Raw genomic sequence first — 15,963 nt, 5'->3', positions numbered from 1 at the left:
TATTATGAAAAGATAAGGCTCGCTTTTTCTGCGGAATTGATCGTAGCAGTAAAGTTTGTTTGGGAGCTGCCTAGGTTGCTTTTTATTTGACCCCTCGGAATAAGCAGGTCTGTTTATGGAGTGTTTGTGTTTACGCTTGCTGTGACTGGTTACCTACGAAAGCAGCCTCAATACCGCTCCAAACTGATTTCTCCAGAAGAAAGCACCTTGCGCTCCGTCGCTGTTTCCACCACCAATTCACCGGTGTTGGTAATGTCTTTGGCAATCCCTTCATAGGTCACACCTTGTTGCGTAAATTGAACGGTGCGGCCCAAAACGAAGGATTTTTGCCGATAGCGGGCCATATAATCCATGTCAGGCAGTTGTGCCAACAATTGGAAGAACCGACGCCAAATTTCTTGGATCAAGGTTGCCCGAGAAAAGGTTGGATACTCCTCACCAGGAAAGAGTGAAGTCGCTTTTTCCCGAATCTCTGCTGGAAACTGCTGTTGCGGAATCGAAAAACTGATGCCGATACCGATCACAACCGAGGTAATGCGGCCTGTCTCAAAGTCACTGGTTGCTTCAGACAAAATACCGCAGATTTTTTTTTCATCTAAGTATAGATCGTTGACCCACTTAATGGCCGTTTCCTTCATTAGAAGGGCGTCGATGGCTTCGGCGACTGCCACCGCCGCCAAAACGGTATATTGTGGCAATTCTTGAAACGCTTGGTTTGGTTTTAAAAGCAAGCTCATATAGATCCCTTGTTTTTTCGGTGAGAAAAACGGACGTTCGAAGCGGCCGTGACCGCCTGTTTGTGTTTCGGTCAAAAAAAGGGCGGGGGTTGCCAGTCCACTGTCCAAAGCGGCGATCTTGGCTTCTTTCATGGTGGATTCAACAGCTTCCTTGATTTGAATCGTGGGGATCATCGGCAAGGCGGCCGCAAGTACTGCTTGATCGTAGCGATCATCCGAGACAAAGCGATAGCCGTTGGCCAAGTGTTCGAAATGATAGCCTTCTTTCTCAAGTTCTTTAATGGCTTTCCAGACTGCGGTGCGGGAGATCGACAAAGCTTGGGCTAATTTCTCTCCAGATAGCACAGTATCTTCTTTTTGTAATAAGGTCAGTATTTTTTCTTTTGTCGTCATAAGGATATCCTTCCTAATGTTTCACGTGTAACGTTTTCGTTAGCATAGCAAGAAATCGGCAAAAAGCAAAGTAGTTTTTTACGAAAAACAGTCCCCACCAGCCTGTTTTTTTCTTTAGAAAATCTTAGGAAATGGGTGCGTCAGAAAAGCATTGTAACTTCCAATGAAAGCTTGACAGAAAAGTGCTTCATCTGTATAATAAGGAGTTGCAAAAACTATCTGAACGAAAAAAGCAGAAACGAAATATTGTCCGTTTCGGCTTAGGAATAAGGAAACAAAAGTAGAAAATGCCCAATGCATCCGTTCTATTTTTGGTTTTTTTTTGCCTAAAAGCCGCAAAAAATGCTTTCTGTAACCTATATTTAATATTTGTTACAGTTTTGTAAATAATCGGATAGCCTTTTTGAAAGACTTTATGAAGAGGTGAAGAGCTTGGCTGGACACGTAGTAAAATACGGAAAGCATCGCGAACGTAGAAGTTTCGCACGGATCAGTGAAGTATTAGAATTACCGAATTTGATTGAAATTCAAACCGACTCTTACCAATGGTTCCTAGATGAGGGCCTAAGAGAAATGTTTGAAGATATTTTGCCAATCGAAGGATTCAACGGTAACTTGTCCCTAGAATTTGTGGATTATGAATTGAAAGAACCAAAGTATACAGTAGAAGAAGCACGTGCCCATGATGCAAACTATTCGGCACCATTACATGTTACTTTGCGTTTGACGAACCGTGAAACTGGGGAAATCAAATCCCAAGAAGTATTCTTTGGTGATTTCCCATTAATGACTGAACAAGGAACCTTTATCATCAACGGGGCAGAACGGGTTATCGTTTCTCAGTTGGTCCGCTCTCCGGGTGTATATTTCCATGGCAAAGTCGATAAAAACGGCAAAGAAGGCTTTGGGTCAACTGTTATCCCTAACCGCGGTGCGTGGTTAGAAATGGAAACTGATGCCAAAGATATCTCTTACGTACGGATTGACCGTACCCGTAAAATTCCTTTGACGGTCTTAGTCCGTGCCCTAGGGTTTGGTTCTGATGATACGATCTTTGAAATTTTCGGCGACAGTGAATCATTGCGTAACACGATCGAAAAAGACTTGCATAAAAACGCAAGCGATTCTCGTACCGAAGAGGGATTGAAAGATGTTTACGAACGTCTTCGTCCAGGCGAGCCAAAAACAGCAGACAGCTCACGCAGCTTGCTGAACGCACGTTTCTTCGATCCAAAACGTTACGACTTAGCAAATGTTGGTCGTTACAAAGTAAACAAAAAATTAGACTTGAAAACACGTCTATTGAACTTGACCTTAGCAGAAACCTTGGTTGACCCTGAAACAGGCGAGATCATTGTTGAAAAAGGCACTGTTTTGACTCACCAAGTCATGGAAACATTAGGCGCATTTATCGATAATGGCCTAAATAGTGTAACGTACTATCCATCAGAAGATGGGGTCGTGACCGAACCAATGACCGTCCAAGTCATCAAAGTCTTTTCACCAAAAGATCCAGAACAAGAAGTCAACGTGATCGGTAATGGCTATCCAGATACTGCCACACGTACCGTTCGTCCAGCAGACATCATTGCTTCAATGAGCTACTTCTTCAACTTGATGGAAGGCATCGGCAATGTCGATGACATCGACCACTTAGGAAACCGTCGGATTCGTTCTGTTGGTGAATTATTGCAAAACCAATTCCGTATCGGGCTTGCTCGGATGGAACGTGTCGTGCGTGAACGGATGTCGATCCAAGACACTGAAACCTTGACACCACAACAATTGATCAATATTCGTCCGGTTGTCGCAAGTATCAAAGAATTCTTTGGTTCTTCTCAGTTGTCACAGTTCATGGACCAAACAAACCCACTGGGTGAGTTGACCCATAAACGTCGTCTATCTGCCTTAGGACCTGGTGGTTTGACCCGTGACCGTGCCGGCTATGAAGTCCGAGACGTTCACTATTCCCACTATGGCCGTATGTGTCCGATCGAAACGCCTGAGGGACCAAACATCGGGTTGATCAACAGCTTGGCCTCTTATGCCAAAGTCAACAAGTATGGCTTCATTGAAACACCATACCGTCGCGTTGACCGCGAAACAGGTCGTGTTACTGACAAGATCGATTACTTGACTGCCGATACCGAAGACCACTACGTTGTGGCCCAAGCAAACAGCTTGTTAAATGAAGACGGCTCTTTCGTAAACGACGTTGTTATGGCGCGTGCTACTTCTGAAAACTTGGAAGTATCGATCGATAAAGTCGACTACATGGACGTATCACCAAAACAAGTAGTCGCAGTCGCAACCGCATGTATCCCTTTCTTGGAAAACGATGACTCCAACCGTGCCTTGATGGGTGCCAACATGCAGCGGCAAGCAGTACCATTGATCAATCCGAAAGCACCTTGGGTTGGTACTGGTATGGAATACAAATCAGCACATGACTCAGGAGCTGCTTTGTTATGTAAACATGATGGGATCGTAGAATACGTGGATGCAGCCGAAGTGCGCGTTCGTCGTGACAATGGCGCATTAGACGTTTATTCTGTTACCAAATTCCGTCGTTCAAACTCAGGAACCAGCTACAACCAACGTCCATTAGTGGCACTTGGTGAAAAAGTGGAAAAAGGCGACATCTTAGCAGATGGCCCATCTATGGAACAAGGCGAAATGGCACTAGGACAAAACGTCTTAGTCGCATTCATGACTTGGGAAGGGTACAACTATGAAGATGCCATCATCATGAGCCGTCGTTTGGTGAAAGATGATGTTTACACTTCTGTTCATATTGAAGAATATGAATCAGAAGCCCGCGACACAAAATTAGGACCTGAAGAAATCACTCGCGAAATCCCGAACGTAGGGGAAGACGCATTGAAAGATCTAGACGAAATGGGGATTATCCGCATTGGTGCGGAAGTCAAAGATGGCGATCTGCTTGTTGGGAAAGTCACTCCAAAAGGGGTAACGGAACTTTCAGCAGAAGAGCGTTTGTTGCACGCAATCTTTGGTGAAAAAGCCCGCGAAGTGCGTGACACTTCTCTACGCGTGCCTCACGGCGGCGGCGGAATCGTCCACGATGTCAAAATCTTTACCCGCGAAGCTGGCGATGAATTGTCACCAGGTGTGAACATGCTGGTTCGCGTTTATATCGTTCAAAAACGGAAAATCCATGAAGGGGATAAAATGGCCGGACGTCACGGAAACAAAGGGGTCGTTTCTCGCATTATGCCAGAAGAAGACATGCCTTTCTTACCAGATGGCACACCAGTCGATATCATGCTGAACCCATTAGGGGTACCTTCTCGGATGAACATTGGACAAGTATTAGAATTACACTTAGGAATGGCTGCGCGTCAATTAGGCATTCACGTGGCAACACCAGTCTTTGATGGAGCCAGCGATGAAGATGTTTGGGCAACGGTTGCTGAAGCAGGAATGGCCAGCGATGCCAAAACAGTGCTTTACGACGGACGTACCGGCGAACCATTTGATGGCCGCATCTCCGTTGGTGTCATGTATATGATCAAATTGGCCCACATGGTCGATGATAAATTGCATGCCCGTTCCATTGGACCTTACTCATTGGTTACTCAACAACCATTGGGAGGAAAAGCCCAATTTGGTGGACAACGTTTCGGAGAGATGGAAGTTTGGGCACTGGAAGCATACGGTGCTGCTTACACCTTGCAAGAAATCTTGACCTACAAATCAGATGACGTGGTTGGTCGTGTGAAAACATACGAAGCGATCGTCAAAGGGGAACCAATTCCAAAACCAGGTGTACCAGAATCATTCCGCGTATTAGTAAAAGAATTGCAATCACTGGGTCTAGACATGCGTGTCCTAGATATCGATGATGCAGAGATCGAACTGCGTGATATGGATGATGACGATGATGATTTGATCACCGTTGATGCCTTAACAAAATTTGCGGAGCAACAAACAGCCCGCGAATTAGAACAAAAAGCACAAACAGAAGCTAAAAATGCCGCCGACGCGTTGAACCAACAAATCGAGACAGCAGAAGATCGCTTGCAATAATAGACGGCCCTCGCTATTTCCGCCACTAGCGGAAATAGCCCCCGTTCTATCGGATATGTCCATGAAATGAAATGGAGGGAACCTTTTTTGATCGATGTAAATAAATTCGAAAGTATGCAAATCGGTTTGGCTTCTCCTGAAAAAATCAGAAGCTGGTCTTATGGTGAAGTAAAAAAACCAGAAACCATTAACTACCGTACGTTAAAACCTGAACGCGAAGGGTTGTTTGACGAGCGTATTTTCGGTCCAACCAAAGACTGGGAATGTGCTTGCGGCAAATACAAACGGATCCGCTATAAAGGCATCGTTTGTGACCGTTGCGGCGTGGAAGTAACACGTTCAAAAGTGCGTCGTGAACGCATGGGACACATTGAATTAGCAGCACCAGTATCACACATTTGGTATTTCAAAGGCATTCCTTCACGGATGGGTCTTGTCCTAGACATGAGCCCACGTGCATTGGAAGAAATCATCTACTTTGCTTCATACGTAGTGATTGAACCAGGAAACACCAGCCTTGAGAAAAAACAACTATTGACTGAACGGGAATACCGTGAAAAACGTGACCAATACGGTCAAGAATTTTCAGCAGCGATGGGTGCCGAAGCCATCAAACAATTATTAGATGGCGTTGATCTTGAAGGCGAAGTTGCTGAATTAAAAGAAGAATTGAAAAACGCAACTGGTCAAAAACGGACCCGTGCGATCCGCCGTTTGGATATCTTAGAAGCATTCCGTGCTTCAGGAAACAAACCAAGCTGGATGGTCATGGACGTTATCCCAGTTATCCCGCCTGATTTGCGCCCAATGGTGCAATTAGAAGGTGGACGTTTTGCCACAAGTGACTTGAACGACTTGTATCGCCGTGTAATCAACCGTAACAACCGTTTGAAACGCTTGTTAGACTTGAATGCACCAAACATCATCGTTCAAAATGAAAAACGGATGCTGCAAGAAGCAGTTGATGCCTTGATCGATAACGGTCGTCGCGGCCGTCCAGTTGCAGGTCCAGGGAACCGCCCATTGAAATCTCTTTCTCACATGTTGAAAGGGAAACAAGGTCGTTTCCGTCAAAACTTGCTAGGAAAACGGGTCGATTACTCAGGTCGTTCAGTTATCGTCGTTGGTCCATTCCTTAAAATGTACCAATGTGGTCTGCCAAAAGAAATGGCGATCGAATTGTTCAAACCATTCGTGATGCGGGAACTTGTTTCTCGTGAAATCGCGTCAAACATCAAAAATGCCAAACGCAAAATCGAACGTCAAGAAGACGAAGTTTGGGATGTTTTAGAAGATGTCATCAAAGAACATCCAGTGCTATTGAACCGGGCACCTACGCTTCACAGATTAGGTATCCAAGCATTTGAACCAGTCTTAGTTGAAGGCCGTGCCATTCGTTTGCACCCACTTGTTTGTGAAGCCTACAATGCCGATTTCGATGGAGACCAAATGGCCGTTCATGTACCGTTGAACGAAGAAGCGCAAGCAGAAGCACGTATGCTGATGTTAGCAGCCCAAAACATTTTGAATCCAAAAGACGGAAAACCAGTTGTAACACCATCTCAGGATATGGTCCTAGGGAACTACTACTTGACGATGGAAGAAGAAGGCCGTGAAGGGGAAGGCATGATCTTCCGTGACATGGACGAAGCAGTTACGGCATGGCGCAATGGCTACGTGCATTTACACACACGGATCGCCATCAATCCAAACACTTTAGGGGACAAACCATTCACGTCTGAACAAAAACAACGTTTGATGGTAACAACAGTGGGTAAAGTGATCTTCAACTCGATCATGCCCCCAGAATTCCCATTCTTGAACGAACCGACAGACTACAACTTGACGGTTCAAACACCAGACAAGTACTTTATTGAAGCTGGTACAGATGTGCCTGCCTTCATCAAAGAACAAGAGCTTGTTGGCCCATTCAAGAAGAAAAACTTAGGAAACATCATTTCAGAAGTTTTCAAACGTTTCCGCATCACTGAAACGTCACGCATGCTTGACCGCATGAAAGACTTAGGATACAGCCACTCAACAATGGCGGGTATCACCGTTGGTATCGCTGATATCATGAACTTGCACGAAAAACATGACATCATCGACAATGCCCACAAACAAGTAGAAACGATCACGAAACAATTCCGTCGTGGTTTGATTACCGATGACGAGCGTTATGAACGAGTTATTGGTGTTTGGAATGCAGCCAAAGATGAAATTCAGTTAAAACTGATGGAATCATTGGAAGCGAAAAACCCAATCTTCATGATGTCTGATTCCGGTGCCCGTGGTAACATCTCCAACTTTACTCAGCTTGCTGGGATGCGTGGATTGATGGCCGCGCCTAACGGACGTATCATGGAATTGCCGATCATCTCAAACTTCCGTGAAGGTCTATCTGTCTTGGAAATGTTTATCTCGACCCATGGTGCCCGTAAAGGGATGACCGATACCGCCTTGAAAACAGCCGATTCCGGTTACTTGACACGTCGTCTCGTTGACGTTGCCCAAGATGTCATCATCCGTGAAGACGATTGTGGCACTGACCGTGGTTTAGATATTCAAGCAATTCGCGAAGGAAACGAAATCATCGAATCCTTAGAAGAACGTTTAGTTGGTCGTTACACTCGTAAATCAATCATCCATCCGGAAACTGGCGAAGTGATTCTTGGGGTCAACCAATTGATCACCGAAGACCTAGCCAAAGCAACGGTAGATGCTGGCATCGAAACAGTATCGATTCGCTCTGTCTTTACATGTAACACCAAACATGGTGTATGTAAACATTGTTATGGCCGCAACTTAGCCACTGGTTCTGAAGTTGAAGTTGGGGAAGCAGTCGGTACCATCGCTGCCCAATCAATCGGTGAACCTGGTACTCAGTTGACCATGCGTACCTTCCATACCGGCGGGGTTGCCGGAGACGATATCACGCAAGGTCTCCCTCGTGTCCAAGAAATCTTTGAAGCCCGTAATCCGAAAGGACAAGCGGTCATTACCGAAGTTACCGGAGAAGTCATCGATATCTCAGAAGATCCTTCAACTCGGACCAAAGAAGTGACCATCAAAGGGGAAACCGATACGCGTACGTATACCGTTCCTTATACTGCCCGGATGAAAGTAGCAGAAGGCGACTTTATCCATCGTGGTGCACCATTGACAGAAGGATCGATCGATCCAAAACAACTGTTACAAGTTCGCGATGTCTTGTCTGTTGAAAACTACCTATTACGGGAAGTTCAACGCGTGTACCGTATGCAAGGGGTAGAAATCGGCGACAAACATATCGAAGTAATGGTTCGTCAAATGCTGCGCAAAGTCCGCGTCATGGATCCAGGTGATTCAGGCATCTTGCCAGGAACATTGTTGGATATCGCCGACTTTAAAGACCGCAACTACGACACTTTGGTAGCCGGCGGCGTTCCTGCAACTAGCCGTCCAGTCCTATTAGGGATTACGAAAGCATCCTTGGAAACCAACAGCTTCTTGTCTGCTGCGTCCTTCCAAGAAACCACTCGCGTGTTGACCGATGCAGCGATCCGCGGCAAGAAAGATCCACTTCTTGGATTGAAAGAAAATGTTATCATCGGTAAGATCATCCCAGCTGGTACTGGTATGCCTCGTTACCGTGAAATGGAACCAAAAGAAGTAACAGTTGCCAGCGAAAATGTCTACAGCATCTCAGACATCGAAGCACAAATGGCTGCTGAAGACGCATTGAACAGCCAAAACTAATCAATGCCCAGCACCTGATTGACTCAGTGTGAAGGAAAAGCTTGTCATTCTTCGGAATGGCAAGCTTTTTTTGTTTAGCAAAAGGAGATGTCACGAAAAAGAATGCGCCCTTCTTTCATCTTAGAAAAGGGGGCATTTGGGACGATTAATGAAAGCGTTATTTTTGAAATGTCCAAATCAGTGGACATCGATTAAGAAATACTCGAGCCAAAGAAGGCTATAGTAAAGATACGGAGGGAGACAGTATGAAGCTGAGCAAGAGAGAAACACGTTTGATTGAGCAGTTTATGATACAGGGGATGAATTTGACCGCTAATGAACTAGCCACAGCTGCTAAGGTTTCAACAAAAACCATTTATCGGACGATCAAGCGGATCAATGAGGCTGCTGGTTCAGAAATCATTCGGTCTGAAATCGGCAAAGGATTTTGTTTGGATTATGAAGCGTATCTCAAAGGGACGATTGAAAATCAAGAAACGGATCAACATGATGAGCCGCTTGAGCGACGTCATGCGATTGCACTGCATTTATTGTTTAAATCACCAAAGCGTTTAATGATCAAAGAGTTGTTCGCTCATTACTATTTGAGTGAAGCAGTGATAAGTAGTGATATCAATCGTCTTTCGGAATATTTTCAGTACTTTGAACTCCAGTTGATCCGATCCGATAAGAGAATTGCAGTGATTGGTACCGAAAAAAATATCCGTCGCTGTGTCAATGATCTCTTTACGAAAACCCATGTGTGGAATGAAGAAATGGTCACGCAAAAATATCCCATCAATGCCTTTGATATCAACTTTATTACCTCAATTCTTGAATTCATTGAGCGAAAACTCGCGAACAGTATTGCGTATCCTTACAACATGAATATTTTCTCGCATCTGTATATTCTGATTTTACGAATGAGGGAAGGAGAAATTGACCGTGAAGAGATAATTGAGGGTTTAGATGAGGAAGAACAGCATTTGATTGAACAGCACCAAGAGTTTTATCAAATTGCCCAACAAGTGATTGAAAGAATCAATGCCTATCTCGTGACGGAGCTGCCAGAAAGTGAGGTATTTTATCTCTACCAGTATCTAGTGTCTTCCAGAGTGGAAAACAAACCCTTGGCAATGACCAATCTGACAAAAGAAGCCAGCGAAATCACGGAGTTTTTTACTAACCAGATGGAAAAAGCACTGGGTATTCAATTGAACCAGCAAACAGACAAGACCGATCTACTTTGCCATATCCAGCCGATGCTCTATCGGCTAAAGAATAAAATTATCGTGAAAAACGGTCTGCTAAATGACATTCAACTAGAGTATCCAAGGATTTTTGAGCAAGTGGCACAAGTCAGCAAGGAAGTGGAGCGAACCTATGGAACGAATCCCATATCGGAAGACGAGATTGGTTTCTTAGTGCTGTATTTTGTGAAATTTAAAGTCATTCGTCGGCGCAGACAGCGAGTCTTAATCATGTGCAGCAGCGGCGTAGGGACTTCTGAGCTGCTGAAAGTCAAAGTCCAACGAGCATTTCCAGAGTTGGATATCGTGGATGTGCTTTCCGCTCGTATGTACCGAAAGCATGCGCAAGACTACCAGAATATCGATTTGATCTTAACCACCATTAATTTGCCAGTAGAAACGAAGGTGCCGACGATTTTAGTCAATTCGGTATTTACCAAACAGGATGAAAAGCGAGTCAAACAACTATTAGGAGAGATGTAAAGATGAAAAACGAAAGCCAAACGATCCAAGCGTTCAGTATCGCAGATGTAATCAATCCCAATCTTATCAAGATGGAAATGGAAGCGAATTCAAAAGAAGAGGCAATCACTGAACTCTCTGAACTTTTATATGAAAACCAGATAATTACCGATTTAGCAGGGTTCACCCAAGATGTCTTTGCCCGAGAAATGGAAGGAATGACCGGTATCGGACATGGCTTAGCAATCCCACATGGAAAGTCAGACAGTGTGAAAAAGACTTCCTTAGTGATCGGAAAAATCAAGCGTCCGCTTGAATGGGAGTCCATCGATGAAGCGCCCGTTCAAGTAATTATCTTGTTTGCAGTCAAAAATACCGATGCCAATACGATGCATATCAAGCTGCTGCAAAAGGTAGCGATGCTACTAGCAGATGAATCGTTTATTGATCGTCTCGTTGCGTCAGGGACAAAGGATCAAATGATGGCCTTGCTTGCTAAAGATCCAATGGCAGAAAACTAAGAAAGGGGGAGAAGAGATGAAAATCGTTGGTGTAGCTGCTTGTACTTCAGGAATCGCTCATACGTATATTGCTAAGCAAAAAATTGAAACAGCTGCGAAAGAACTTGGTCATGAAGTCCATATCGAAACCCAAGGAACCATCGGGACAGAAAGTGAATTGACAGAAGCAGATATTCAAGCAGCTGATGTTGTCATTATTGCGGCAGATATCAAAATCGGCGGCAGAGACCGCTTTGAAGGCAAGCGAATAGTAGAAATTCCAACTAGTATGGTGATCAAAGCGCCTAAGCGTTTGCTTGAAACGATTGAAGAAAAATTAAATCAGGGATGAATCAATGGATGTTCTGACAATGCAAATTTAAAGGGGGATGAAACAAATGATGAAACAGCTGCAGTTGAAAAAACATGCCTTAACCGCCATCTCGTATATGCTGCCGGTCGTTGTAACAGCCGGGCTTTTGATTGCGATCGGAAATCTTACCAACGGCACAGTCATTGAAAATTACGATGCTGCCTATACGATCCCGGATGCACTGGTCTCGCTGGGCGTTTTAGGGATGGGGCTGCTGGCGCCAGTGATCGCTGCCGCGATCGCCTACTCCATTGCCGATCGTCCAGGAATCGCTCCCGGACTCTTTATGGGACTGATTGCCAATGCGATTGGCGCAGGCTTTTTAGGGGGAATGTTAGGAGGCTATCTCGCAGGTTATCTGGTCTTATTCTTAGTAAAAAACCTTAAAGTACCACGTTGGGCACAAGGTCTGATGCCAATGATGATCGTTCCAGTTTTGTCGACACTGATCGTCGGTGCTTTGATGTTCTTCGTCATCGGTGTACCGATCGTGTGGGCCACTGACGCGTTGACTACCTTCTTAACGAATCTGCAAGGCTCGGGGAATTTCTTATTTGGCGCGATTGTCGGTGGTATGGCTGCCTTTGATTTTGGCGGACCCGTCAACAAAGTCGCCTCGCTATTTGCTGATGGGCTATTATTGGAAGGCATTCAAGAACCCGAAGCCGTGAAAATTTTAGCCTCAATGGTGCCGCCCTTTGGTGTTACGATCTCTTGGGTCCTCTCTCGTCTCTTACGCCGACCCAAATATTCTACGGAAGAAGAAGACAACATCAAGATCGCTTTTCCAATGGGTCTTTGCATGATCACAGAAGGGGTGATCCCGATCGCTGCCGTCGATCCGTTTCGCGTCATTTTTTCCTGTACGGCCGGAGCAGCCGTCGGCGGTGGTCTAAGCATGGTTTGGGGCGTCGGTTCACCGGTACCATCTGGAGGGGTCTTCATCATTCCTGCCATGACGGATCCACTGAAATTTACCATCGCACTCTTGATTGGTTCTGCCATCACCGGTGTTTTGCTCTTTGCATTGAAAAAGGCACCCGTTGAAACGCCCATCGTGGAAGAGGAAGAAGACATTGACTTTTCGTCGATTGAAATTTCTTAAGAAAAGGAGCGAAGAAGATGTATGTATCAATGAAAGAGATGCTGCAAAAAGCCAATCGAGAAAACTATGCGGTTATGGCTATCAATTGTTTTAACCTAGAAACCGCTAAAGCAGTGATCGATGCCGCTGCAGAATCTCATGCACCCATCATCGTGGATTTGTTGCAAGGCCATTTAAAAACCCATCTGGATCATCGTTACTTAACCCAGCCGATCATTCGGATGGCGGAAAATGTCAATGTGGAGGTTGCCATCAATCTGGATCACGGACAGGATATCGCCTTCGTCAAACAATGTCTCCATGAAGGGTTCTCAAGCGTCATGATGGATGCCTCTATGCATCCTTTAGAAAAAAACATCGCCATCACCAAAGAGATCGTGCAATTTGCGCAAGCCTATAATGCCAGTGTCGAAGCAGAGGTTGGGGACATGGGAGCAGTGGCTGGGGATCAGTATACTAGCGATGGGATGTATACCGATCCAGAGGAAGCCATCCATTTTATTCGAGCAACCGGGGTCGACTGTCTCGCTCTTTCTTACGGCTCCAGTCATGGGGATTATCCAGAAGGGTACCGCCCGGCATTTCGCTTTGATATCGTTCAAACAATCAAAGAAGCCACTGACCTACCGCTGGTTTTGCATGGTGGCTCGGGAGCCGGTAGAGAGAATATCTTACGTTCCGTGGCATTAGGAATCAATAAAATCAATGTAGGGGCTGATTTTATGAAAGCCCAAAGAAATGCCCTACACCAACAGCTGGATGCTTGTCCCGAGAGCGATTATCCGACCCTGATCCACCAAACCATCGAAGCAGGAAAAGCAGTCGTTAAAGAGTATATCGAATTATCTGGATCAAAAAACAAATCACTTTAAAAAAGAATGGAGCACACTTATATGTTAATCAATATGAAACAATTACTGACCGTTGCCAAAGAAAATCAATTTGCTGTTGGTGCCTTTAATGTCGCAGACAGTAACTTCTTACGCGTCGTTATCGAAGCAGCGGAAGAAAACGATGCACCAGCCATCATTGCGGTCCACCCAACAGAATTGGCCTTTACAAAGGATGAATTTTTCCACTATGCAGTTTCCAGAGCGAAAAACAGTTCTGTGCCAATCGTGATCCATATGGATCATGGCGACAGTCTGGCGAGTATTATGCGGGCGATCCATTGCGGGTTCAGCTCAGTGATGATCGATGGGTCGTTGCTGCCTTTTGAAGAAAATATTGCTCTGACAAAACAGATTACCGAGATTTGCCATCCGATTGGGGTATCTGTCGAAGGCGAGCTGGGAACGATCGGCAATACCGGAACCTCCGTTGAAGGGGGCGTCTCCGAAGTGATTTATACTCGTCCAGAAGATGCACAAGAATTCATTGAGAAGACAGGCATTGATACACTAGCAGTTGCGATTGGAACTGCCCATGGTATTTATCCAAAAGATATCAAACCGGAATTAAAAATGGATGTCTTGCAAGAAATCAAAGATCGTGTCGATATCCCATTGGTGTTGCATGGCGGATCGGCCAATCCCGATGAAGAAATCGCTCAGGCAGTGGCAATCGGTATCCAAAAAGTAAATATCTCCTCTGACTATAAATACGCCTTTTATAAAAAATGCCGCCAAATCTTAGCAGAAACGGAATTGTGGGATCCAAATGCCATTTACCCAGAATGTATTGAGGCAGCCAAAGCAGTGGTTACGCAAAAAATGACCCTCTTCAATGCAATTGGGAAAGCAGCTCTGTATCGCCAGCAAAACGTCCAGCCATGGCGTAGTGAACAAAATTAAACAGTAAATAAATAACAAAAAAACCCTCGAAAAATCGCTAAATTGCGACTTTTCGAGGGTTTTTTTATTGCGCACTCTTTTCTTGCAGCATCCGAATCCCCTTTTCCTGAATCTGCCGAGCGATAAACGCCAAATCATTCGAAGTCAGGTTGATGTCTGCATAATGAAACACATTTTTTCTGCAGGAGGGGGTCAAATTGCCGATGATCAAATCATAAGTCTCGTCCAGTTTGGTCAGAGAAAACGAGTCCAGAGGATTTAAAATCGTGATTGTTAGCTGATAAGGAATAAACTGTTGGATTTTCGTCTGGATAAATTCCGTATGGTAACTATTTGTATCATAAAACAAAGCTAAGCGAAAGTCAGCGTGGGTATCGATGATTTCTTTGGCGAAATTTGGAAAAGAGGTATGGAAAATATAAATTAGGTAATTGATCGTACTTGGTCGAATGATTGGCAAATTCGAATGGGTCAAAACCTGAACGATGTCTTGATTGACTGTCTGTTGGACCAAATCACAGTTATTGACAAAACGAGCAAAGCGATCATCCAAGATGCAGTAAGGAACCTGCAAGTTGATTCCAAGAAAATAGGAAAAGACGACGGCATCCAACTTCTCTTCAAAATTGGCTTCATGATAGTTGTATTTTTTAAATATACGCTTGGTCATTTGATAAAACTCTTGTTTGGTCTCGCGAAAGACAGCGGGGTCTTGACCGATATGGGTTGTGATATAGCCGACCATTTTCTCGACGTAAGCACGACTGTAGCCAGTAAATTCGCTTAAATCGATTTTTTCTAAGAAATATTCGATGTGGTTCCCATTGGGATTGGAAGCGTATAAGCGATCGCGCTTCGTGTTGATATAGATTACAAAGGCAATTTTTTTGATGTCGGAAAAATAAAGTTTTAAGGGTGTCGCAGCAGCCATGATACGGGCGATCTTCAAGAAATCCTGCTCTTGGTTAATGTTGGCATCCACAAATTCATACTGGTACTTCTCTAAGAAGAAAATCAGAAAAAATTGGCGAATATTGTTTTCATTTCCTTTTAACTGGATGGGTTTGGTTGCGATGAAGAAATCATACGGTGCCAGAACCAAATTGATCCTCTTGATCAAACGAATGATCGATGACTTGCTTAAATTTAATTCTAGTGCCAGCATGTCATAACTAGTGAAACTTGATGAGAAGAGTAGTTCTAACAATTGAAACGCAGACGAGCGATTTAAAAACTGGCTGTATACGTCTAGTCGAGTAGCGAAAGGCTGCAAGTGTAGGCGAACAGCTGAATAATCGTCAAATTGTAAGTCCAGAAACGAAAATTCATTGTCGATTTCCGCGATATAGGTTTTCGCTGCAGACATTGAAATGGAAAATTTCACTGCCAAATCGTGAAGACTCGTCCCCTGATCGTCTAATAAATACTCAATCAGCTGTAGTTTCTTTTGTGTGGTAGATGATAACAATTTCCGTAACATGATGCCTGTCGAGCCCCCTTTTAAGTAAATAGTATCACGTTTTTACATGTATTCAAAAAAATTACGTGTTGTATTTTTTTTGAATACATCCCCCACCCAAATT

General features: G+C 44.4%; 10 protein-coding genes. 8 read left to right on the top strand and 2 right to left on the bottom strand.

Features of this window, described 5'->3' with window-relative positions; translation table 11 throughout:
* Window positions 1-167: 167 nt before the first annotated feature.
* Window positions 168-1,130 (bottom strand): biotin--[acetyl-CoA-carboxylase] ligase, encoded by a 963-nt coding sequence (locus IGI78_RS16020; RefSeq protein ID WP_430618174.1) that lies wholly within the window; start codon window positions 1,128-1,130, stop codon window positions 168-170.
* A 432-nt stretch (window positions 1,131-1,562) separates the two neighbouring features.
* Between IGI78_RS16020 and rpoB the strand changes: the two genes are divergently transcribed.
* The 8 genes from rpoB to IGI78_RS15980 all read left to right on the top strand — a co-directional run bounded on the left by rpoB (window position 1,563) and on the right by IGI78_RS15980 (window position 14,380).
* Complete coding sequence (gene rpoB, locus IGI78_RS16015; protein ID WP_008381746.1) at window positions 1,563-5,180, top strand: DNA-directed RNA polymerase subunit beta; 3,618 nt, start codon at window positions 1,563-1,565, stop codon at window positions 5,178-5,180.
* Between the two features lie 87 nt (window positions 5,181-5,267).
* Window positions 5,268-8,918: a DNA-directed RNA polymerase subunit beta' gene (gene rpoC, locus IGI78_RS16010; RefSeq protein ID WP_144771836.1), complete on the top strand. Its 3,651-nt coding sequence runs from the start codon at window positions 5,268-5,270 to the stop codon at window positions 8,916-8,918.
* Between the two features lie 245 nt (window positions 8,919-9,163).
* Window positions 9,164-10,630, top strand: a complete 1,467-nt coding sequence (locus tag IGI78_RS16005; protein WP_430618173.1) for a BglG family transcription antiterminator — start codon at window positions 9,164-9,166, stop codon at window positions 10,628-10,630.
* Between the two features lie 2 nt (window positions 10,631-10,632).
* The gene (locus IGI78_RS16000) at window positions 10,633-11,130 is read left to right on the top strand and encodes a PTS sugar transporter subunit IIA (RefSeq protein ID WP_430618172.1); all 498 of its coding nucleotides are present in this window, start codon (window positions 10,633-10,635) and stop codon (window positions 11,128-11,130) included.
* Window positions 11,131-11,146: 16 nt separating this feature from the next.
* Complete coding sequence (locus tag IGI78_RS15995) at window positions 11,147-11,461, top strand: PTS fructose transporter subunit IIB (protein ID WP_010748878.1); 315 nt, start codon at window positions 11,147-11,149, stop codon at window positions 11,459-11,461.
* Between the two features lie 46 nt (window positions 11,462-11,507).
* The gene (locus tag IGI78_RS15990; RefSeq protein ID WP_086291468.1) at window positions 11,508-12,587 is read left to right on the top strand and encodes a PTS fructose transporter subunit IIC; all 1,080 of its coding nucleotides are present in this window, start codon (window positions 11,508-11,510) and stop codon (window positions 12,585-12,587) included.
* A gap of 17 nt (window positions 12,588-12,604) precedes the next feature.
* Window positions 12,605-13,459, top strand: coding sequence for a class II fructose-bisphosphate aldolase (locus tag IGI78_RS15985; RefSeq protein ID WP_430618171.1), 855 nt, complete (start codon window positions 12,605-12,607; stop codon window positions 13,457-13,459).
* A gap of 21 nt (window positions 13,460-13,480) precedes the next feature.
* Window positions 13,481-14,380: a ketose-bisphosphate aldolase gene (locus IGI78_RS15980; RefSeq protein ID WP_005230365.1), complete on the top strand. Its 900-nt coding sequence runs from the start codon at window positions 13,481-13,483 to the stop codon at window positions 14,378-14,380.
* A gap of 64 nt (window positions 14,381-14,444) precedes the next feature.
* On the opposite strand, the gene IGI78_RS15975 is transcribed toward IGI78_RS15980, so the two are convergent.
* Entirely contained in the window at window positions 14,445-15,860 is a 1,416-nt protein-coding gene (locus IGI78_RS15975; RefSeq protein WP_121260512.1) for a helix-turn-helix domain-containing protein, read from the bottom strand.
* Between the last annotated feature and the right edge of the window lie 103 nt (window positions 15,861-15,963).

Origin of the sequence: Enterococcus sp. DIV1767 (genome assembly GCF_050542585.1) — a bacterium.
In the GTDB taxonomy this organism is placed as follows: domain Bacteria; phylum Bacillota; class Bacilli; order Lactobacillales; family Enterococcaceae; genus Enterococcus_D; species Enterococcus_D innesii.
This window is presented reverse-complemented; position numbering and strand designations above follow the sequence as displayed.